Annotated in this window: 16 protein-coding genes and 1 pseudogene; 8 read left to right on the top strand and 9 right to left on the bottom strand. The window is 64.1% G+C overall.

Going from position 1 to position 19,892, the window contains the following annotated elements; all coding sequences use genetic code 11:
* Positions 1-9 precede the first annotated feature (9 nt).
* On the bottom strand, positions 10-543 hold the full coding sequence (locus ACXI0U_RS29945) for a 2,4'-dihydroxyacetophenone dioxygenase family protein (RefSeq protein ID WP_021221744.1): 534 nt from the start codon (positions 541-543) through the stop codon (positions 10-12).
* 262 nt (positions 544-805) lie between these two features.
* On the opposite strand from ACXI0U_RS29945, the gene ACXI0U_RS29940 reads away from it, so the two are divergent.
* Positions 806-1,777 carry a helix-turn-helix domain-containing protein gene (locus ACXI0U_RS29940; protein ID WP_479551273.1) on the top strand — a complete coding sequence of 324 codons (972 nt, stop codon included), beginning with the start codon at positions 806-808 and terminating at the stop codon, positions 1,775-1,777.
* A gap of 169 nt (positions 1,778-1,946) precedes the next feature.
* On the opposite strand, the gene ACXI0U_RS29935 is transcribed toward ACXI0U_RS29940, so the two are convergent.
* A complete protein-coding gene (locus ACXI0U_RS29935) occupies positions 1,947-6,734 on the bottom strand; it encodes an alpha/beta fold hydrolase (protein ID WP_431484123.1) in 4,788 nt (1,595 codons plus the stop codon).
* Between the two features lie 292 nt (positions 6,735-7,026).
* Here ACXI0U_RS29935 and ACXI0U_RS29930 point away from each other — a divergent pair.
* Positions 7,027-7,398 (top strand): annotated as a pseudogene (locus ACXI0U_RS29930) (IS110 family transposase); the annotation flags it as partial.
* Between the two features lie 170 nt (positions 7,399-7,568).
* Here ACXI0U_RS29930 and ACXI0U_RS29925 read toward each other — a convergent pair.
* Positions 7,569-8,066: a uracil-DNA glycosylase family protein gene (locus tag ACXI0U_RS29925; RefSeq protein ID WP_431484124.1), complete on the bottom strand. Its 498-nt coding sequence runs from the start codon at positions 8,064-8,066 to the stop codon at positions 7,569-7,571.
* A gap of 630 nt (positions 8,067-8,696) precedes the next feature.
* Between ACXI0U_RS29925 and ACXI0U_RS29920 the strand changes: the two genes are divergently transcribed.
* Positions 8,697-8,957 carry a hypothetical protein gene (locus ACXI0U_RS29920; RefSeq protein WP_021221747.1) on the top strand — a complete coding sequence of 87 codons (261 nt, stop codon included), beginning with the start codon at positions 8,697-8,699 and terminating at the stop codon, positions 8,955-8,957.
* Positions 8,958-9,125: 168 nt separating this feature from the next.
* Complete coding sequence (locus ACXI0U_RS29915; RefSeq protein WP_431484125.1) at positions 9,126-9,974, top strand: CAP domain-containing protein; 849 nt, start codon at positions 9,126-9,128, stop codon at positions 9,972-9,974.
* A gap of 248 nt (positions 9,975-10,222) precedes the next feature.
* Here the strand turns inward: ACXI0U_RS29915 and ACXI0U_RS29910 are convergent, their stop codons facing one another.
* On the bottom strand, positions 10,223-10,831 hold the full coding sequence (locus tag ACXI0U_RS29910) for a TetR/AcrR family transcriptional regulator (RefSeq protein ID WP_479551272.1): 609 nt from the start codon (positions 10,829-10,831) through the stop codon (positions 10,223-10,225).
* An 84-nt stretch (positions 10,832-10,915) separates the two neighbouring features.
* Between ACXI0U_RS29910 and ACXI0U_RS29905 the strand changes: the two genes are divergently transcribed.
* Positions 10,916-11,806: an oxygenase MpaB family protein gene (locus tag ACXI0U_RS29905; protein WP_479551271.1), complete on the top strand. Its 891-nt coding sequence runs from the start codon at positions 10,916-10,918 to the stop codon at positions 11,804-11,806.
* Between the two features lie 58 nt (positions 11,807-11,864).
* On the opposite strand, the gene ACXI0U_RS29900 is transcribed toward ACXI0U_RS29905, so the two are convergent.
* The 4 genes from ACXI0U_RS29900 to ACXI0U_RS29885 form a co-directional block, all read right to left on the bottom strand.
* Entirely contained in the window at positions 11,865-13,868 is a 2,004-nt protein-coding gene (locus ACXI0U_RS29900; RefSeq protein WP_479551270.1) for a peptidase U32 family protein, read from the bottom strand.
* A 127-nt stretch (positions 13,869-13,995) separates the two neighbouring features.
* A complete protein-coding gene (locus tag ACXI0U_RS29895; protein WP_374981365.1) occupies positions 13,996-14,472 on the bottom strand; it encodes a DUF488 domain-containing protein in 477 nt (158 codons plus the stop codon).
* A 122-nt stretch (positions 14,473-14,594) separates the two neighbouring features.
* Positions 14,595-14,876, bottom strand: a complete 282-nt coding sequence (locus ACXI0U_RS29890) for a hypothetical protein (protein WP_374981364.1) — start codon at positions 14,874-14,876, stop codon at positions 14,595-14,597.
* Between the two features lie 216 nt (positions 14,877-15,092).
* Positions 15,093-16,049: a DMT family transporter gene (locus ACXI0U_RS29885; protein WP_374981363.1), complete on the bottom strand. Its 957-nt coding sequence runs from the start codon at positions 16,047-16,049 to the stop codon at positions 15,093-15,095.
* 133 nt (positions 16,050-16,182) lie between these two features.
* On the opposite strand from ACXI0U_RS29885, the gene gcvA reads away from it, so the two are divergent.
* From gcvA to ACXI0U_RS29870, 3 genes are all read left to right on the top strand, one after another.
* On the top strand, positions 16,183-17,064 hold the full coding sequence (gcvA, locus tag ACXI0U_RS29880; RefSeq protein ID WP_479551269.1) for a transcriptional regulator GcvA: 882 nt from the start codon (positions 16,183-16,185) through the stop codon (positions 17,062-17,064).
* Positions 17,065-17,074: 10 nt separating this feature from the next.
* Positions 17,075-17,542, top strand: coding sequence for a GNAT family N-acetyltransferase (locus ACXI0U_RS29875; protein WP_374981361.1), 468 nt, complete (start codon positions 17,075-17,077; stop codon positions 17,540-17,542).
* Positions 17,543-17,641: 99 nt separating this feature from the next.
* Complete coding sequence (locus ACXI0U_RS29870; RefSeq protein ID WP_374981360.1) at positions 17,642-18,130, top strand: DUF7689 domain-containing protein; 489 nt, start codon at positions 17,642-17,644, stop codon at positions 18,128-18,130.
* Positions 18,131-18,170: 40 nt separating this feature from the next.
* Here ACXI0U_RS29870 and ACXI0U_RS29865 read toward each other — a convergent pair whose 3' ends face one another.
* Positions 18,171-19,784 carry an FMN-binding glutamate synthase family protein gene (locus ACXI0U_RS29865; protein WP_236209165.1) on the bottom strand — a complete coding sequence of 538 codons (1,614 nt, stop codon included), beginning with the start codon at positions 19,782-19,784 and terminating at the stop codon, positions 18,171-18,173.
* Between the last annotated feature and the right edge of the window lie 108 nt (positions 19,785-19,892).

The raw sequence follows: 19,892 nt of genomic DNA, 5'->3' as shown, positions 1-19,892 counted from the left end.
GGCAAGGGGTCAGCGGAACAGGGAGTCGATGTAGGCGGCGCCGAGGCCGATCTTCTCGTAGTGCTCGCGGCACATGGCGATATAGGAGTGCACGTCGAAGTAGCCCTCCGGCTCGCCGCGCTCGTCGAGCCAGATCAGCGGGCCCTTGACGATGAAGAAGGCGCGCATGGGCTCCTCGTGCTCATAGGCCACCAGGGTGTGGCCCTCGCCGGGCGTCTCGTAGACGAAGTCGCCGGCGGTGGCGGTCCAGTCGTGCTCCAGGTAGCCCCACTTGCCGGAGAGGGTGTAGGCGAAGACTTCGTGGGGGTGGTAGTGGCGGTTCACCAGGCCGGCGCTGCGGGCCATGAGGATGTCGCACCAGCGGTTCTCGCTCGGCGAGATCCACAGCGGGCGCGAGGACACCGTCTCGGTGAAGGGCACGTACAGGCTCAGGTCGTCGCTCGCCGCGTTGGGCAGATAAACCTCGGGCTTGGCGTCGGGCTTGAAGCAGTTGGGGATGGCTTGCAGGTCTTTCCAGAATTCGTTGCGGGCAGGCTCGGCCATGTTCCAGTCTCGTTGTTGTTATGGACTGGGGCCGACTCTAGAGGGCGCGGCGGCAGCGGGTTTGATCGCCTCGGCCCTGTTGTTTGCGCTTTTCGGACAGGGCCCGGGCAGCGGGCGGGGGGCGATTGACGGCGGGCAGCGTTCAGATGTTAATGATCGGGCGTCGCCCACACCCACAGAGGATGCGCGACGCCCGGTCCCCGGGAGCTGCCGATGTTTGGCCCGGGGGTTCGATCCGCGGCGACCCACGAGAACAATAAGAATGACCACACCCGCCTTGCTCGAGACCCGGCGAGCCAGTACCTGCGACATCCCGGTCGAACAGCGCCTGAGGTTCTGGGAGCAGTACAACGCCTCCATCCTCGTCGGCCTCAAATGCTCCTCCTATGCTGACGGTGGCCTCGCCGCCTCGCAGTCCAACCTCGAACTGGGCGCCATGAGCCTGGCCCTGGTGCGCGGCAACCAGCACGTGGTGGAGCGGGACTGCTCGATGATCCGCTCGGTGCCCAAGGAATCGGTGTTCGTCTCCCTGGTGCAGGAAAGCCGCTCGTTCTTCTACCAGGGCGAAGGCTGCACCCTGCTGGAGCCGGGGGAGATGATCATCTACCGCACCGACAAGCCCTACCTGTTCGGCTTCTCCGGCGCCATGCGCCAGTTCATCTTCGACATCCCCCAGGACCTGTTCGGCGAACGCTGCCTCGGCCGCCTCGACGGCCCGCTCAAGGTGGGCGCGGAAACCCGCCTGCAACGCCTGCTCACCCGCACCCTCTGCGAGCGCACCCAGGGCTTCTTCCAGCGCCCCGCCAACCGCGAGGCCGAGCACTTCGAGGACGACGCCCTGGAGCTGCTCTCCAGCATCATCGCCGGCAGCACCGGTGAACACCGCGTCAGCGCCCAGGGCGCCTCCTATCTACTGGCCGCCAAACGCCTGATCGCCGAACAACTGGGCGACCCGGCCCTCAGCTGCGAGCGCGTCGCCCAGGGCATCGGCATCTCCGTGCGCCACCTCACCCGCCTGTTCGCCCAGGAAGGCGGCTCACCCAGCCGCTACATCGCCGAACGCCGCCTCGAACTCGCCCACCGCCTGCTCAGCAGCCCACAGGCCAGTGGCCTGGATATCAGCGAGGTGGCCTACCGGCACGGGTATTCGAGCCAGGCGCATTTCGCGCGGAGCTTCAAGGCGAGGTATGGGAGGACGCCGAGTGAGGTGAGGGGGGAGGTGGGGGAGAGGTAGGGGAGGCGGCTTTCGGCCAAGAGCTGCTTGCTGGGGCCGGCTGAAACAGACCCACTGCAGTTTTCGGCACCACTGATCTATACACCTTTTCTGTCACATCAGATCGTTGATTGCGCCACGATCTCGACACTTGGGTAAGGTCACATTAGTACTACGCCTACTTCGCGACTCAGCGTGGCCGGGATCTGCGCGCCTTGGACCGCGATCTTTTCCGAATCGGCGCGCGAGTGCTATTGCCCACTGGTGTCCGCTTATCTAAATCCAGCGTCATCACCCTGACCTGCGGCATGTTGAATTCCAACATGCGCTCGAAGAGAACTGATCCGGCCGCTCGCTCAGTTGCACCCATGTCTTGAAGCTGCAGTGCGATATCCAGCAACCACTCGGTACTCAAATACCAAGATGTTGCGACATTGCCCATTTGATTGCCGGCCACGTTCAGCAAAGCGTGGACCACTTGACAGACTCGCTCCGGCTCTGACGCAACCAGTTTGATGAGGTTCTCAGGTAAGCGCTCAGCCCGACCATTCCTCAATACCTCAGGAAACTCCGCGAGGGCATCCAGAAGCTCTCTCGTCTCTGTGTCTGCAGCGAGCCCGTCATTCAGGAATATCTCGGACAACGCAGTCAGGACGCGGTCATCGCTGCTGCGCAGGAGCTGAAGCAAGACAGGATGGACCACCGGCCTGGTCATTGGCTCATGCCACAAATTGGCCACGCCGTGGGCCACTCCCAGGGCCGCCGCTGAAGCTGCATCATTGCAGAGCACGCCAACCAGCTCACGAGACCAATCCTCTGCAGGGAAGAGCGCATGTCTCAAACAGGCCAGTTCCCCCGCCCCCTGGAGCCCCTTTCCACCCTGCTCCACAACGGCCATCAGCCATCGTTGCGCCGCAGTAGCCGAAGCCCAGTGAAACGCACGTGCGACGAAATGAGCCCAGCCTCGCCCGGTGACGATGGATGGCGCGCTCGCAACCAATTGATCAACAAGAGCCTCCGCTCTTGAGCGGTCCACCATCCGCAGATACAACAACTCGCGCGGAATCAGTGCCTCCCACACTTGAGGCCATTCGACACACGTAGTATGCCGCTCAAGGATGGAAAGCCAGCGATCAAGCCGAGGAGGCTCTGCCGTCAGACACGCTGATGTTAGAGCGCTCAACGTAGGGTAGTTCCCGTTTGGAAGCGCACCTATCGTCCCATATCCCCACAAGACAGACGAGGAATCGTCCTTTGCATCGGTCTCAATGTCGCTGGAGTCTTCAGCCGGACTAGGAACTAACCAACGCTCCATCCGATCCACCATATCATCCGGGACAGGGGCCTCTTTGTTGGCCGCGTTCGTGATTGCGTAAGCTGCGTCACGGCGAAAGTCGGCGCCAACGAACCCCTTGTCTTCCAATTCGGCGACCAGCGAATAGAACGCTGGTGCTGAGAGGCCGGCCGGAACGAGTTCGCGGAGAGCACAGGAAACCGGAATCTCGTTGCGCCTCGGATCAAGTGCCCGAATGATTCGGAGAACCTTGGCCAAGTTGCTCTTGCTCAGCTCGGCCAATTCCCGGCCGGCCTGTATCGCGCCCCCGTTCATGCGATGTCGCGGATGATCCCAAGCCGTGTCATCCGTCAGTTCGTTGAATAGGTTCAGGACGTCGGCATCGGCCGCCCGATCCATCTGCGTCGCGCTTACCGGGCTTCCGATGCATTGGGCGCCGGAGAAACGCACGTCCTCGCCGGTCAGCCCCGGAAATGCGCGCTCCTCTTCTTCCACGAGCCTTTGCAAGGCCGGACTGCGTCGGCCGACGGGCAGCGCTCGAAGCAGCCGCAGTCGATGCTGGCGAGCCCACTGCAACCGTTGATGGCGAATGCTTGCATCATCCTGCTGGGCCGAGTCGCTGTAGTAGCGCCAATCTCGGATCGTCGCTTCCAAGCGAGCATAAGTAGGATCGTCTAGCAGCGGGCAGACAGTCCTGATCAGCGCAACGCTCTCCTTGTGCACATCGGTGTAGGGGCCGAGAACAAGCCGCCGAGGGTCGCCGAGCAAATAGTCGAATACGCGTTGCGGTGAATGCGCAGCAGCGCGCACGAGACCTACTGCCAAGAACCTGTGCACTAGAAGCAACTCGGACTGCACGTTTGCGGCCACGAATTCCATAAAGTTTTCGGGATCGAAATCCGCCCAGCCCTGGATACCCAACTGAACTGATCGCATTAAGGGGCGCTCGTATCGAGTCTCATCATCATCCAAGTCTTGGAACAGTAGCCCCCTGCTTTGGCGATAGCCGATCACTACGCTCGGTGCCTCCGAGACACATAGCTGCAAACCTTCCAAGAGGAGCGGCCACACAGCCTCTACAAAAGACCTAGGGGCGGCTTCTGCTATTGCCTCCATATCATGGAGCTGACGCGCCTCTAGAATTGATTGAACGCTCTTTGACACATTGGCAACAGCCGCCTCGTCCTGCGTGGAAGTTGTGGCCAAGGTTGCCGTAGCAGAGTCGATCTGGTGCTTGAGCCATACTGCGACCAACCTCGGGGCTTCCTCAGGTAGAGCAGCACTCACCACAGCAGCCAGATGCCCTATGGCCCACTCGGCAATCGAACTTCGCCCGGCAATTAAGACGAGGCCATCCAGCCAATGGCCGACCTGCGGCGCAACATCTCCGCCCCCCAGAGCCTGCCAGCTCAGTAGATCTCGATCCTTGCTGGGCAACCAATACCGGCGCACAAGATCGACAACCGCGCCTTCACTGAAGTGCAATGCTTCCCTAAGCATTGGCAACAGCACTTGGGCCTGCTCCACCGGTAAGGCCATTAATCTGGGTAGATGGGTCGGCAACAAAACGGCAAACCATCCAGGGCTTCCAACGGCGGCCCCAATGAAACGGGGCAGGAACCATTGATCCGTCATTGCTTGTTCCACGAGCCGGCGCTCGGCTAGCGTCGGTGCGGTTTGCAGCCCTAGGAACTCGATCAGCAACATCTTTAAGTGGGGGCGCAGTTCTGCCGCCCATAGCTTGCCGATTTCCATGCTGTACTCTTCGGGGCTCGCGACTCGGAAGTATCCAAGTGCATGCCACAACTGGGGGCGAATACGTAGGCTGCCTTGCTGCGCTCGCACCGTTTCGGTGAGACTCCCGCTCTCCTCTAGGAAACTGCGCGCGCGCACGAACTCATAGAGAGTTTGGTGGCGGAACTCGACTCGTCCTGGCCCTTGGTCCACCCGAAGCAATCCAGCAGCAGCCAGCGTCTGAATTTCTGCGTAATGGTCTTCGACTTGAGCGAGGGGAAGCCCCAGCACTTCACGGTCCGCCATCAACTTGGCTAGATGGCGTAGCGTTGCACGACGCTTACCGGTCGTGTCGCTCAGCACTTGGGTTTCCCATTGTTTTTCCAGCAACCCCTGAAAACTCCTCAGGACCTCAGGCTCAGTTGTGCCACCAAGGAGGGAAAGGAAGATATCCAGAGCGTGTGGAGACCGCAGAACCTGCTGAATGTCCTGGTTCCATACCTCGGCTTGAAGGCCCCTTGCCATCAAGACTGGCTGCACGGTTGACCACTCTGGTAGTTCTAACCGGATGATAGTCGCGTCAAGGTTCCGAAGCGCGGGATCGTGCTTCTGCTCAAAAGTGCGGCACGAGATTACGGTGTGAACCCCATCTACGTCAGAGAGGTCTTGAACTAACTGGAGCAAGACTCGTAAGCGCGCGGAGTGCTGGACAACCAGGTCAGCCAGGGCATCTACCTGGTCAATGAGCACGAGTACGGGCGCGCTCTTGGCCAGCTCTCGCAAAACCGCGCATATATCGGAGCCGAGATTTAGATATCTCGCGAGTGCTTCCCGATCCAACACGTCCGGCGGTAGTCGATCAGCCTTAATGGCAAGAACACACCAGCCGGCCGACTGCCTTTCTTGAGCAAGCCGTACTAACAGGGAGGACTTCCCGCACCCTGGATCGCCTAGCAAGAAATGGGTGCTCGACGACTCGGCTGGAAGACTCTCGGTTAGCACGTTTAGTTCTGGGCGCTGAAGCCATGTGCCATCAGCCAGGGTACTAGGCCAGTTGAGCAAAGGCGCTGAAGCATTCCGTAGCGCTGTTGGGAGGTCAGTGGGGCTCGACCAAGTTGTCGGGTGGCTCCTATCAGTGGGGGGATGGCCCGCAGGTCCATCCCCCATCTCCTTCAGGAACTGGATCAGCGCTTTGTGGATAAGCGCTTGGCGAGAGTTGGGCTTGGCAATCTCAATATGGTCGCCTTCAATGGCGGTAGGTACCACTCCAGCAATCCCTGGATCGCTGCTGTTCCTATCAACAATCAATTGCCTTCTGCCAATCGCGATGCCAAGAACTCGACGTCCAATAAAGACCCCTCTTGTTTCGAAGAAGACTCGCACCCCAAAGCTGCGTTGTACGTGCAGGGATCGAAACTGCCCATTTAGCAACTTCAGCCAGGCGTCATCATTGGCCATATTTGTGACCTGAGGGTTCGTCCTCAGCAAGAGGCGCAACTTGTCCGCGACCGTGGCAAGACTTGACCCTTGGTGCGGTGTGCCGACAAAGACGACACCGGCAATTCGCTCCAACAGTTTCATCCGTTGCGGGTCGCCGAGCGCCTGCGCTTGCGTCATGCCAGACTTGATGACTAGACCACCGAGGCTATGCCCTACCAAAACAATTCTGCGTCCTTGCAGGCCTTGTTCAACCTGCAAAGCGGCAAACAGCGCTTCGCCGAGATCGGCAAGGTGCATGGCTGCATCAGTCCAACCTGAAAGTGCTGCACCGTATCCTGCAACCCACACGTGGCATTCGACATCTTCCCCGATCCAGCTCGGCCAGAGGGTCGTATGGTCATTCGGGTTGTGCATCCATGTATACCGTGCATCTCCACCCAGCCCGTGCACGAAGATGACGTGCAGCGCATCAGGCGAAGAGGTCTCATATACCCGTGTCAGGGTTGCCATCAGCTTCATTCCATCATTTTGTTGAAAGTATTTTTGCCTGACCAAATGCCTCAATAGGCAATGTAAGGGGGCACGTTTGTGATACGAACTGATGACTCTGTCAGCACGATGGGGCCACGGAAGAGCCCGTCATTTGTTCGGCAGTCTGAACAGTTGCTCTAGGCCAAAGCGATTAGTATGCGTGTGCCTCCCAACGCTTGAGTTAAAGAGGGTGTGTCCACTTAAATGCTGTAATGGATTTTCCCCATGCCACACTCTGAAGTTTTGAGTGGCGTGCAAAAGCAGAGAGTCGATGAGGCGAATTGCAGTGGATTTGGCCAAGTCCGTTTACCAAGTTGCCGAGAGTGTCCGTGCAGGCGAGGAGATGCAGTGCAGGTGACTAAATCGAGAGGCGTTGGCCCGATATGTACAGGAGCAGGGCGAGCCTGTCGAGTGGCTGATGGAGGCCTGTGGCATGGCGCATTGCCGGGGCCGGTTGGCGCAGGCGGGAGGGCATCGGATGATGCTGCGTCCGCGCCATGTGCGGCGGTATTGGAGGTGCAACAGGATGGACGGCAGAGACCGTGATGCCATCCACGAAGCGGCGCGTTGCGCTGACATGCATCTGGTTCCGGTGAAAAGCTACATGCAGCAACAACCGCAGCCGCTGCATAACCTGCGCGAAGCCTGAGCGCCCACTTCCGATCCGCAAAGATGTTACTTGGGGATTTGCCGGCCTGAGAAGCTGTCCGCGTTTGAAACCGCAGCCAAAAGAAGACACTCAAAGATATCTGCTAACTAAGGGCGATTCAGTCCGCTTGACCGAAGGGGTAGCCGACAGCTTCGGCAAGACTTTCATTCGAAATGCCTCCGGATGAAACGGAAGCGGGGATCGTCCCCGAAGCCCAAGTTGCGAACAGCTCTGCGGGCGTGGGCACCAAAGACAACAATACGTTTGTACGACTGCGCCTGTATATCTTGGCGTAACCATTCCGAGCAATGTCGGCGTACAGCGGCAGTAGGGGCATTGTCTCTGGGCCGGGTTGTACCAACTTGCGGTTCCTTGCCAGGGAAACACTGGACTGTGTTTGTGATGTTGTAGTCCTGTCGTGTTCGGCCCGCAATGCGAAAGGCTGTCGCTAGACGAACGCCAGCCGAACTAGGGTTCGTGCTCGCCACGGGCCTCCCTTTGGCCCATTCATCGACACCGGGCGCTTGGAATATGAGTAGTACAGAAGCGCCATTGTCTTCTATGGAAAGTGGGGCCGAGCGGTTGTACTGAGAAGACACCGGAAGATGTGCTGCATTGTTGTAGGGGCAGCCTATGCAGTGAGATTCGTAACGGGCGGGCATGGTGGGGGCTAGCTACAACTAGACCTCAAGTGGGGTGATAACGAATCCCCAGGCTTAGGGGATATCGTTCCTGACCCTCTTTCCAATCCCTAGCTAGACCGAGTGCTACACGGTCAGAGGGACCAGTAAAGGGGGTTACGGAGCATCAGCGTAGGCTGCTCGTACTGCTGTCGCAACACATTCGTTCAGAGCTCTCGGCCAGTGTTACCCAATGGCCACTTTTGGCCGTCAGCTGCCTAACCTCCCTTGCCCTCCCGCCCCCTCATCCCTATCCTGCACCCGCCACGGTAAGTCCCGTGGCCGGGTTTGACAGCCCGAAACAACATTGGCGCGAATGCGCCTGAAGGTGCATGCGAAAAACGGCGAATGTTTTTTGCAGGCATCAGCACGCATGCAGTTTTCACAACTGCTCTGCTTTATGGCAGGTCGCGCGGGGAGACCCTCGCGGTCTGCCGGTTCCAATGTTGCCGGTCTGTCAACCCCGCGTGGCCTGCCACCCTTCGACTGATAGCGAATGTGGCGGCCTTCAATCCAACATTGGAGAACCACCATGCACGACGCATATACCCCTCTCGTTCTCTACCGCTCAGCCCCGCGCTCCTTCCTTCCCACCCACGGGGAGGTTTCGGCATGAGCGATATCACTCACGAACAACGCCGCCTCCAGCAACTGGTCCAGGGCCTGGATGCACGCCTGCATACCACCCTGGTGATCGCCGAGGTGATTCTGGAAAACGTGTCCCTGCACGATGGTGTGCCGGGGCCGTTTCTCGATGGCTACCGGGAGGGTGCGTTGATGGATGCGGTGATCCACCTGTCGCGCAGCAACTACGAGGATTACCTGCGGCTGGTGGAGATGGTCGGGTTGCCCTTGGGGCGCCAGGTGCCCTGATAGGCAGCGGGGCGGTGGCGGGCGCTGGCTGTGCCATCACCCTTCGGGCACCGCTGAACTCGGCGGCGCCGTTGCGGTTCCAACCTTCACGGGCTTGCGAACCCCGAGTGCCTTGGTGCCCGGGCTGGCGCCGTGGTTGCCCGACTTCCTTTATATGAGGTTCGAACCATGCGCCCACTTGCTGCCTTGCCTATCCGTCCGTTCGCTTTATTGCTCGGCCTGTTGCTCGCCACCGGTGCTTCCGCCGCCGAGGAGGCGGTGCTGGTCGATGCCATCAATGCCTACCGCGCCCAGCCGCAGAACTGCGGCAACCAGCCCACCGTTGCGCTTACGCCTTTGGCCAGTGACCCGCGCCTGGCGTTGCCCACCGGCAATGGCGAAACCTGGCGCGCGGCGCTGGAGCAGTCCGGCTACCGGCCGGGGGATGTGCGCACCATTCGCCTCACCGGCCCGGCCGATGCCCAGGCGGCGTTCAAGGCGCTGCTGGGGTATTGCGATGTGCTGCTGAACCCGCAGTTCGTCGATGTGGGCGTGAGCCAGGCGGGGCCGGTGTGGCGGGTGACCTTTGCACGGCCGCTGCGCAGCGCGGCCCTGGCCGCCGGGCCCTTGCAGGGGCCGATGCTGCTGGAGCAGGTGAACGCAGCGCGGGCGCAACCACGCCTGTGCGGTAACGAGCCCTTCGCGTCGGCGCCACCGCTGCGCTGGAACGAGGCCCTGGGAGTGGCGGCGACCAACCACAGCCAGTCGATGGCGCTCAACGGCTTCTTCGCCCACCAGGGCACCGACGGCAGCGCGCCGGCGGACCGGGCGCGCAGTGCTGGCTATACGGGCACGCGGGTGGCGGAGAGCATCGCCGCCGGCATGGGCTCGGCGGCCAGCGCGGTGCAGGGTTGGCTGGCCAGCCCGGAGGAATGCTCGCGGCTGATGAGCCCGCTGTTCACCGACCTGGGCGGTGCCCAGTCGCCGGCGGCGAAGGCGGGTGGGGTCTACTGGACGCTGCTGCTGGGCGCTCCGTAAAAACCTAGCTGCGTTGCCATCGCGGCGTTGAAAGCAGGGGAGCCCGTCGGAAGCACCGTGCGGAGGTGCGCGCGGCACACCCTACGGATCGTGTTCGTCCTGCTCTTGATTCGCATCGTCACAGGGCGTAGCCCGGGCTTCAGCCCGGGAGCTTTGTGCGCACCGATTCCTGGGCTGAAGCCCAGGCTACATGGCCCTTCGACCTTGCTAGTGCTGATGCTTTTTAGTGGCTTGTCGGGGCGTAGCCCTTACTTCGCCTTGGCCAGGCTGGCCATATAGGCCGCGAACATGTCGCTCAAGGCACCGATCAGTTCGCTGCGCGTGAGCGGCGGCTGGGGGTGGCTCATGAAGCGGATGATGGTCATCAGCGCGCTGTTGATGACGACGTAGAGCGTGGGCAGCGGGTTGTCGATGGGGATTTCCCGCAGGTGGCGCAGCAGGTAGAGGCGGCAGAAGTCGAACAGGTGCCGCTCCATTTCGTCGACCACCTTCAGCGTGCGCAAGTCCTGCCAGTGGCGCGCCAGTTCGAGGTGCAGGCTGGCGTTGCGGTCGATGAATGCGAATACCGCCTGCAGCAGGCGCTCCACGGCGGTGTGCACGTCGTCCGCCAGCAAGGCCGTGGCGTTGTCGCGGACCACGCCGGCCAGCGCCTGGCTCATGCGTTCGAGCAGGGCCTCGACCAAGGCTTCCTTGCTGGCGAAGTATTGATAGAGCGAACCGACACTGACCCCGGCCTCGGCGGCGATGAGGTTGGTGCTCAGGCGTGCCAGGCCGTCGCGGGCGATGACCCGGGCGCAGGCTTCCACCAGGTCGGCGACCATCTGTTGCGAGCGTTGCTGGCGGGGCTGTTTGCGCATGGCGGGCTCCGGACGCGAATTGAATGCGAGCGGATAGTCGCATTAGCGTGAGGGCGTTTCCAAGCCCTTGCCGGAGCCGCTTCCATGCACGCAGCAGACCTCGCCCAGCCCGCCCATCAACCCGTCCCGCCGAGCCCGTTGGGGCCGGACTCGCTGACCTGGCGCTACTTCGGCGACCTGCGCGGCCTGCTGCTGATCGGGCGCACCGGCATCCTGCAGAACATGCACCCGGGCCTGGCCGCCGGCGTGCTGCAGCACTCCGATCTGTTCGCCAATCCCTGGAACCGCCTGCTGCGCTCCATCCCGCCGATCCTGGGCGTGGTCTACGACGGCGGCCAGGCTTCCGGCACGGCTTTGCAGGTGCGCTCCTTCCATCGCGATATCAAGGGCCAGGACGGGCAGGGGCGGCCCTACCACGCCCTCAGCCCCGAGCTGTTCTACTGGGCCCACGCGACCTTCTTCGAGGCACAGATCGCCCTGCAGCAGTGGCTCGGTACGCCCCTGGACGAACAGCAATGCGAGCGCCTCTACCAGGAGTCCGTCCACTGGTACGCCCTCTATGGGTTGCCGATGGGGCAGGTGCCGGAGAGTTACGTAGCCTTCCAGGGTTATTGGCAGCGGATGCTGGAGCAACGCCTCCAGCCAACGGAGATCACCGACTGGTACTTCGGCTCGACCGGGCGTTTGCAGGCGCCTTATCCCTGGATGCGCGGCCCGCTGTGGTGGTGCCTGCAGCCCCTGCTGGTGGGCGGCGTGCGCTGGGTGGCGCGGGGCACCTTGCCGCCGGTATTGCGGGAGCGGCTGGGGCTGCGCTGGACGGCGTCGGACCAGCGCCGGTTGCGCCTGCTCGCCGGGTTCCTGCGGCTGGCCTGGCGTGTGCTGCCCGGGGAGTGGGGCTATTTCCCCCGGGCGCGGCGGGCGATACGGCGCGCGCGCCTGGCTGCCCCTGCAGAGCAGCGGAGTCCCGGGGCTTGATGGGCCTCACCGTTCCCGGGCTGAAGCCCGGGCTACGGGGGCGTGCTTGGGCGGGGGGTTAGTGCGGGGCGCGGTTGCGGATGGTTTTCATCAGGTCGTCGGGGCTGATGTGACCGACCACCTGGGTCGCGGCGCTGCCGGGTTGCGGCAGGTCGAGGATGTGGCCCTTCATCTTGCCCACCACGTGCATTTCGCAGGGCTTGCAGTCGAACTTCAGGGTCAGCACTTCGTCGCCGTGCACCAGTTGCATCGGTGCCACCTTGGTGCGCACGCCGGTCACGCCCTTGGCCTGTTTGGGGCAGAGGTTGAAGGAGAAGCGCAGGCAGTGCTTGGTGATCATCACCGGCACTTCACCGGCTTCCTCGTGCGCCTCGTAGGCGGCGTCGATCAGTTGCACCCCGTAGCGGTGGTAGAAGTCGCGGGCCTTCTGGTTGTAGACGTTGTAGAGGAACGACAGGTGCGCTTCCGGGTACACCGGCGGCGGCACGGCGACGGGCTTGCGGCCGCCGCGCGGGTGGGCGGCGACGCGGGCGGCGGTCAGCGCCTCGATGGCTTCGCGGCGCAGGGCCTTGAGCTGCGAGTTGGGGATGAAGAAGGCCTGGGGCGCGTCCAGCTCCACGGCGTCGGCGTGGTACTGGGTGGTGCCCAGTTGGCCGAGCAGGTCGTGCAGTTGCTCCAGCGCCTGCTCGGGCTTGTTGGCGGCGCCGAAGGGGCCTTCCAGGGCGACGCTGGCGGTGATGCCTTCCTCGCTGGTGGCGGTCAGTTCCAGGCGCTCTTCACGCAGTTTGGCGACCCAGGAGAGGCCGATACGGCGCTCGGACGAGGTCTTCTGCAGGGCCTGCTGCCAGTTGTGGTCGAGGTTGCGCGAGAGCGGGTGGTTGGGGCGCAGGCGGAACAGGCCCTCGGGCATTTCGTTGGGCTCGACGCGGTAGCGGTAGCGCTTCTGGCCGTCTTCCTCGAACTCGCCCTTGGGCTCGGCGATGTTGGCGCGGAAGCCCACGACTTCGCGCTTGACCAGCACGTTGAGGCCGTCGCCGTTGGACAGGGGCTCCTGGGTGACCACCAGCAGGTCGCGCTTGTTGACCTTCTCGACGTTGCCCACCAGCAGGCCGGTGAAGGTGGGGGAGTCGAAGGCGCCGATGTCGATCTTGCGGTCGGTGACGAAGTAGTCGGTGCTGCCACGGTGGAAGGTCTTGTCCGGGTCGGGCACGAAGAAGTGGTCGGTGCGGCCGCTGGAGGCGCGGGCCAGGTCCGGGCGGTTTTCCAGGATACCGTCCAGGCGCTGGCGGTAGTAGGCGGTGATGTTCTTCACGTAGCCCATGTCCTTGTAGCGCCCTTCGATCTTGAAGGAGCGCACGCCGGCGTCCACCAGGGCGCTGAGGTTGGCGCTCTGGTTGTTGTCCTTCATGGACAGCAGGTGTTTTTCGAAGGCGACGACGCGGCCCTGGTCATCCTTGAGGGTGTAGGGCAGGCGGCAGGCCTGGGAGCAGTCGCCGCGGTTGGCGCTGCGGCCGGTCTGGGCGTGGGAGATGTTGCACTGGCCGGAGAAGGCCACACACAGGGCGCCGTGGATGAAGAACTCGATGGCGGCGTCGGTGTGGTCGGCGATGGTGCGGATCTGCTTGAGGTCCAGCTCGCGGGCCAGCACCAGCTGGGAGAAGCCGGCCTGGTCGAGGAATTTGGCTCGCTCCAGGGTGCGGATATCGGTCTGGGTGCTGGCGTGCAGCTCGATCGGTGGGATGTCCAGTTCCATCACGCCCATGTCCTGGACGATCAGCGCGTCGACGCCGGCGTCGTACAACTGGTGGATCAGCGCGCGCGCCGGCTCCAGCTCGTCATCGTGGAGGATGGTGTTGATGGTGACGAACACGCGGGCGTGGAAGCGCCGGGCGAACTCCACCAGCTGGGCGATATCGGCCACCTCGTTGCAGGCGTTGTGCCGCGCGCCGAAGCTCGGCCCGCCGATATAGACGGCGTCGGCCCCATGCAGGATGGCCTCGCGGGCGATGTGCACATCGCGGGCAGGGCTGAGCAGTTCGAGGTGGTGTTTGGGTAGGGACATGGCAAAAAGGCTTCCGGCACGGTGCAGGGCGCGAATTGTACCGGTCCGGTGCCCGCTCGGCACCCGGTCCGGCGACGAATAGCGGATTGGCTGCAAACACTTGTGTGCTTGGGCTGATCGTCCCGTACTAGGTTAGAACTGGGAACAGCTCCGCAGTTGCTGATGCTCTAACGGGGAGATGAACGGCCTGCAAGGCGCCATCGAGGCTGAGGGCGCGCTGGGCGATCAGGTTGCGGTGGCAGAACCGGGCGTCCGCTTCGTAGCAGACCATGCAGATCCGTTGGCTGGGCACTTCGGCGAGCAGGTCATGGAGCCGCTCGTCCTGGGTGTCGATATAGGCATTGAAGCCGTGCTCATAGGCGGCCCAGTCACCATCTTCCTTGTAGCGCTTGCGTACGGGCTTGGGGCAGCCGAGGGCGGGCTCGTGCTCGTAGGCGATGCCCGCTTTTGCCAGGCATTCGGCAAAGGCCTTCTTGGAGAAGCCCGGCTTGCGCGAGAGGGGGTATTCACGAACGTCGAGGACCTTGTCGATCCCGGCTTCTTGCAGGCGCGCGATGAAGGCATCGATGGAGAGGCCTTCATAACCCGCTGTGTAGATATTCATGATGTCCTCCGCTTCCGTGCCGGCCAGGCGGCAAAGTCGCGGCGGACCTTATCACCGCAACCTGGAAGCAGGGCTCGCCGACGATGGGCGGCCCTTCAGACGCGTCGATTTCCTACAGCCTCTCAGCAACTGGAAATATCGCGGATCCAGTCGTGGATCAGCGGGCGCGGTTGTAGCAGGTCGGCGTCGGCGGCGTCCAGCAGCGGCAGGCCCTGGTGGCCGGCGCGGCGGAAGTGCAGGCGGGTGCGGGCCTGCTGTTCATCGAGGATTTCGCCGCTCAGGCGCAGGCGCGCCAGCAGGCGTTCGTCCACCTGGTAGCTGCCGCACTCGCGACAACGCAGGGCGAGGCCGGGGCCGCGCGATTCCAGGGCCTTGGCTTCGTGTTCGCAGATCAAGCACTTCACGGGGCAACTCCTTTGTCCGGCAGACGACAGGCTTGAATGGGGTCGCGATCCTGCCGACCGCTGCGCGACGCGGCTCTGTGGCCGCTGTGCAACGGGCGTGACGATCGCTGATAACCATAGACCGGGTGCCGGAGGGTGAGTTGCAGAATTATTCGAGCCTTGTGTCGGCTGGGTTGCCAGGCCCCGCGCGCCGGGGCCTGGGGAGTGGCGGGAGGGCTAGATGTCCTTGCCGAGGAAGCTGTCGCGGTCGGGGTGGCGCGGTTTCGGGCGCAGGGCGGTGACCAGGCGGCCGTCGAGGGCGGCGAGGCCGGCGGCGATCAGGGCCATGCCGATGAAGTGCTTGGCTTCCAGCTGTTCGCCCAGCACCAGGGCGCCGAGGAGGATGGCGCTGACCGGGATGAGGAAGGTCACCAGCATCAGGTTGGTGGCGCCGGCGCTGGCGAGGATGCGGAAGTACAGCACGTAGGCCAGGGCAGTGGAGAGCAGGGCGATGCCGGCCAGCGCGGCCCAGGTGGCGGGGCCGGGCAGGGGCAGGGTCCAGGGGTGGTCCACCAGCAGGGCGACGGGGATCAGCAGCAGGGTCGAGGCGCTGATCTGCCCGGTGGCGGTGATCATCGGCGGCACGCCCATGGCCTTGAAGCGACGGCCGAAGATACCGGCGAAGGCATAGGACAGCGCGGCGCCGAGCACCGCCAGCTGCGCCCAGATGTGGCTGCCGAGCCCCGATAGCGCGGCGGGGCCGATCAGGGTGGCGACGCCGGCCAGGCCGATGAGCACGCCGGCGAGCTTGCGGCCGGTCATCTTCTCGTCCTGGGTCAGCAGGTGCGCCACCAGCACCGAGAACAGCGGCGTGCTGGCGTTGAGGATGGAGGCCAGGCCGCTGGCGATGTGGGTCTGGCCCCAGACGATGAGGCAGAAGGGAATCAGGTTGTTGAGCAGCCCCATGCCGAAGAACGCCAGCCACACACGGGGATCGCGCGGCATCCGCAGGCCCATGAGGTGCACCAGGGCCAGAAGGGCGAGGGCGGCCAGGCCGATGCGGGCCATGACGATGGTGAAGGGGGGCAATTCCTTCACGGCGATGCCGACGAAGAAGAACGAACCGCCCCAGAGGATGGAGAGGGCCACCAGCATGCCCCATTCACGTGCGCCCATGACGTTCTGCGTGTTCATCGCCTGTCTCCTTGCTTGAGTTCCATTCGTTGCAGGCGGTCGCTTGAATCCCGTCTGTGGCTCCCTATTATTCGGACGGGGCTCGGCGTGACAAACGAGCTTTTCTCCACGGACGATCGAGTTTTCCTAAAGCATGAGCACCTTGCCTTCCCTCAGCGCGTTGCGCGCCTTCGAAGCGGCGGCCCGCCACCTCAGCGTGACCCTGGCGGCCCGTGAACTCTGCGTGACGCCGGGGGCGGTGAGCCTGCAGGTGAAGGAGCTGGAGGCGGCCCTCGGCGTGCAGCTGTTCCTGCGCCGGCCGCGCAGCCTGGCCCTGACCGCCGAGGGTGCGGACTATTTCGCCACCCTGCGCACGGCCTTCCGCCTGATGCGTGAGGCCACCGCCGAGATCACCGCCCGCGCGCGGCCGGCGGTGCTCACCCTGACCTGCACGCCGGGCTTCGCCCTGCAGTGGCTGGTGCCCCGGCTGGGTGGCTTCGAGGCGCGGATGCCGGGGATCGACGTGCGCATCAGCCCGTCCAACCGGTGCATGGATTTCGCCCTCGACGGCATCGACCTGGCGGTGCGCCACGGCTTCGGCCGCTACGAGGGGCTGGTGGCCGAGCGGCTGGTGGACGATGAGCTGGTGCCGGTGTGCAGCCCGGCGCTGGCCGCCGATGCGAGCCTGTCGACGCCCGCGCAACTGGCGGGCTTCACGTTGCTGCACGACGAGCACCGCCACGACTGGCCACTGTGGCTGGAGGCGGCCGGCGCTGCGGAGGTGGACGCCACGCGCGGGCCGCTGTTCGTCGACAGCAACGGCGCCATCGAGGCGGCCCGGGCCGGGCTCGGGGTGGCGCTAGTGCGGCGCTCCCTTGTGCATCGCGAGCTCGCGGCCGGTACCCTGGCGGTGCTTTTCGACCAGGGCGTTGCCAGCGCCCTGGCCTATTTTCTTGTCTACCCGGCCGGCGTTCTGGAGCGTCCCGCAGTGGCGGCGTTCCGCGAATGGCTGCTGGCCGAGGCGGGCAGGGCTTGAGGAATCGAACATGGAATACCTGATCAGAACCGCCACCCCTGACGACGCCGCGGCCATCAGCCAGGTGGTGCTCCTGGCGCTGGCCGAGAGCAACGCCCGCGACTACCCGGCGGCGGTGATCGCCTCGGTGCAGGCGAACTTCGGCCCCGAGCAGGTGCGGGGGCTGCTGGCGGCGCGCGAGGTGCTCGTGGCGGAGGAGGCGGGCTGCGTGATCGGCACCGCCAGCCTGGACGGCGATGTGGTGCGCACCGTCTTCGTCGCGCCGGGTGCCCAGGGGCTGGGCGTCGGCCGGCGGCTGATGGAACAAGTGGAGGCGCTGGCCCGGGAGCGCGGCGTCGCGCTGTTGAAGGTGCCTTCGTCGATCACCGCCGAAGGCTTCTACGCAGGGCTGGGCTTCCAGGCCGTGCAGCAGATCATCCGGGGCGAGGAGCGCACCATCGTGATGGAGCGCTCGTTGGCGGCTGCTCAGCCTGGGTGAGTGATGGGCGGTGGTCTATAAGAAGTCCTTGGCAGCGATCCTCTTGTGCACAGGCCAGGATGCTGCCACTGACGACCCGGCCCAGCGATGGAGTGCCTTATGCCGCGCAAGAAGAAACCCGTGAATACCGCCGCCGTTGGCACCGTTCAACACGATTCGCTACCCAGGCCGGTCACCGATGAGGAGTGGGCGGACTACAGCGCGGCCTTCCCCGGCCTGACCCGCGCCAATGTCTACGTGACCTCCCCCGGCTGCTATGACGGCTACAACTGCATCGGCTGGACGGTGGGCGACACCACGCTCGAGTTCGATGTGGAGGCGGTCACTGGCATGGTGCAGTTCTACCTGAGCAAGGGGTTCGTCGAGGTGCCAGCGGGGCACGATGCCGCGGATGTGGACCTCATGGCCATTTCCAACGGCCATTTCGCCAGCCATGCCACCAAGAAGTACACCGGCCCCAAAGTCGACGGCATGCCTGACGACTTGTGGGAATCGAAGCTCTACCCCGGAGCACGGGTCACCCACGGGCGCCTGGAGCTTGCGGGGGAGACTTACGGTGTGCGCGTGAAGTCGTTCAGGAAAGCGTGAAGGGGACGTCCTTGTCCCCAAGGCGCAGCCAACAAGCGCGTCACCAGCCGCAGGCGGCCTCGAAGCTGTCGGCGCGGGCCATCTCCCACATGCGGCCGTAGAAGTCGGCTTCGATGGTGTCCTTGAGCAGGTCGCCCGGCTTGAGGAACACGTGAAGCTGGGAGAACAGGCGGATCTCGCTGTCGGAGACGCGGCGCACCAGGTGGCGCGGCTCCAGCTGCGCCGGGTGGTCGAGGCCGGCGGCGGCGAGCATCTCGGCCAGGGCCTTGAGGGTGTTGCGGTGGAAGCTGTGCACGCGCTGGGCCTTGTCGGGCACCACCAGGGCGCGCTGGCGCAGGGCGTCCTGGGTGGCGACGCCGGTGGGGCACTTGTTGGTGTGGCAGCTCTGCGACTGGATGCAGCCGATGGCGAACATGAAGCCCCGCGCGGAGTTGGCCCAGTCGGCGCCGATGGAGAGCACGCTGGCGATGTCGAAGGCGCTGACGATCTTGCCGCTGGCGCCGAGCTTGATCTTGTCCCGCAGGTTCAGCCCCACCAGCACGTTGTGCACGAACAGCAGGCCCTCGCGCAGCGGCACGCCGATGTGGTCGGTGAACTCCAGGGGCGCGGCGCCGGTGCCGCCTTCCTTGCCGTCGACGACGATGAAGTCGGGGTAGATGCCGGTGGCCAGCATGGCCTTGGCGATGCCCATGAATTCCCAGGGGTGGCCCAGGCAGAACTTGAAGCCCACCGGCTTGCCGCCGGACAGCTCACGCAGCTGGGCGATGAACTGCATCATCTCCACCGGGGTGGAGAAGGCGCTGTGGCGCGAGGGGGAGATGCAGTCCTCGCCCATCATCACGCCGCGGGTCTCGGAGATTTCCTGGGTCACCTTGTGCTTGGGCAGGATGCCGCCGTGGCCCGGCTTGGCGCCCTGGCTGAGCTTGATTTCGATCATCCGCACCTGCGGGTCCTGCGCCTGGGCGGCGAAGCGCTCCGGGTCGAACAGGCCGGCGGCGGTGCGGCAGCCGAAGTAGCCGCTGCCCAGTTCCCACACCAGGTCGCCGCCGTGCTCGCGGTGGTAGGGGCTGATGCTGCCTTCGCCGGTGTCGTGGTAGAAGCCGCCGAGCTTGGCGCCCTGGTTGAGGGCGCGGATGGCGTTGGCGCTGAGGGAGCCGAAGCTCATGGCCGAGATGTTGAAGATCGACGCCGAGTAGGGCTGCTTGCACTGCGGCCCGCCGATCTCGATGCGGAAGGCCGACGGGTCACTCAGCGGTGCCGGGCGCATGGAGTGGCCGATGAATTCGAAGCCCGCCTGGTAGACGTCCATCAGCGTGCCGAAGGGCTTGTCGGCGCCTTCGTTCTTGGCTCGCGCATACACCAGCGAGCGCTGGGCGCGGGAGAAGGGCAGCTTGTCGCCGTCGGCTTCCAGCAGGTACTGGCGGATTTCCGGGCGGATGCCTTCCACCAGGTAGCGGATGTTGCCCAGGATCGGGTAGTTGCGGCGCACCGCGTGGGGTTTCTGCAGCAGGTCGAGGATGCCGACCAGCGACAGCACGCCAGTGAGCAGGGTGAAGGGCCAGACCCATTCATGTTCGATGAAGGGCAGGGTGGCGAGGGTGAAGAGCACGCAGAAGGCGAAGAACGCGTAGCGGCTGAGAAGCGACAGGCTCATGCGGTTTCCTTGTGAGAGGGCACGGGTTCAGCGTAGCGGAGCGTCAAGGTTACGCCTTGTGGCGCGGCGAGGGGCACCCTGAAGCTCGTCGGGTGAGCCCGCCAGGCG

It is taken from the genome of Pseudomonas sp. C9D1 (genome assembly GCF_056491235.1).
Note: the sequence above shows the minus strand (reverse complement) of the source record. Positions and strands in the feature narration are given on the sequence as shown.

What these genes read in the sequence shown, in the direction of transcription:
- ACXI0U_RS29945 (WP_021221744.1), bottom strand. Translation starts at nt 543, where the DNA reads ATGGCCGAGCCTGCCCGCAACGAATTCTGGAAAGACCTGCAAGCCATC.
- ACXI0U_RS29940 (WP_479551273.1), top strand. Translation starts at nt 806, where the DNA reads ATGACCACACCCGCCTTGCTCGAGACCCGGCGAGCCAGTACCTGCGAC.
- ACXI0U_RS29935 (WP_431484123.1), bottom strand. Translation starts at nt 6,734, where the DNA reads ATGGCAACCCTGACACGGGTATATGAGACCTCTTCGCCTGATGCGCTG.
- ACXI0U_RS29925 (WP_431484124.1), bottom strand. Translation starts at nt 8,066, where the DNA reads ATGCCCGCCCGTTACGAATCTCACTGCATAGGCTGCCCCTACAACAAT.
- ACXI0U_RS29920 (WP_021221747.1), top strand. Translation starts at nt 8,697, where the DNA reads ATGAGCGATATCACTCACGAACAACGCCGCCTCCAGCAACTGGTCCAG.
- ACXI0U_RS29915 (WP_431484125.1), top strand. Translation starts at nt 9,126, where the DNA reads ATGCGCCCACTTGCTGCCTTGCCTATCCGTCCGTTCGCTTTATTGCTC.
- ACXI0U_RS29910 (WP_479551272.1), bottom strand. Translation starts at nt 10,831, where the DNA reads ATGCGCAAACAGCCCCGCCAGCAACGCTCGCAACAGATGGTCGCCGAC.
- ACXI0U_RS29905 (WP_479551271.1), top strand. Translation starts at nt 10,916, where the DNA reads ATGCACGCAGCAGACCTCGCCCAGCCCGCCCATCAACCCGTCCCGCCG.
- ACXI0U_RS29900 (WP_479551270.1), bottom strand. Translation starts at nt 13,868, where the DNA reads ATGTCCCTACCCAAACACCACCTCGAACTGCTCAGCCCTGCCCGCGAT.
- ACXI0U_RS29895 (WP_374981365.1), bottom strand. Translation starts at nt 14,472, where the DNA reads ATGAATATCTACACAGCGGGTTATGAAGGCCTCTCCATCGATGCCTTC.
- ACXI0U_RS29885 (WP_374981363.1), bottom strand. Translation starts at nt 16,049, where the DNA reads ATGAACACGCAGAACGTCATGGGCGCACGTGAATGGGGCATGCTGGTG.
- gcvA (WP_479551269.1), top strand. Translation starts at nt 16,183, where the DNA reads ATGAGCACCTTGCCTTCCCTCAGCGCGTTGCGCGCCTTCGAAGCGGCG.
- ACXI0U_RS29875 (WP_374981361.1), top strand. Translation starts at nt 17,075, where the DNA reads ATGGAATACCTGATCAGAACCGCCACCCCTGACGACGCCGCGGCCATC.
- ACXI0U_RS29870 (WP_374981360.1), top strand. Translation starts at nt 17,642, where the DNA reads ATGCCGCGCAAGAAGAAACCCGTGAATACCGCCGCCGTTGGCACCGTT.
- ACXI0U_RS29865 (WP_236209165.1), bottom strand. Translation starts at nt 19,784, where the DNA reads ATGAGCCTGTCGCTTCTCAGCCGCTACGCGTTCTTCGCCTTCTGCGTG.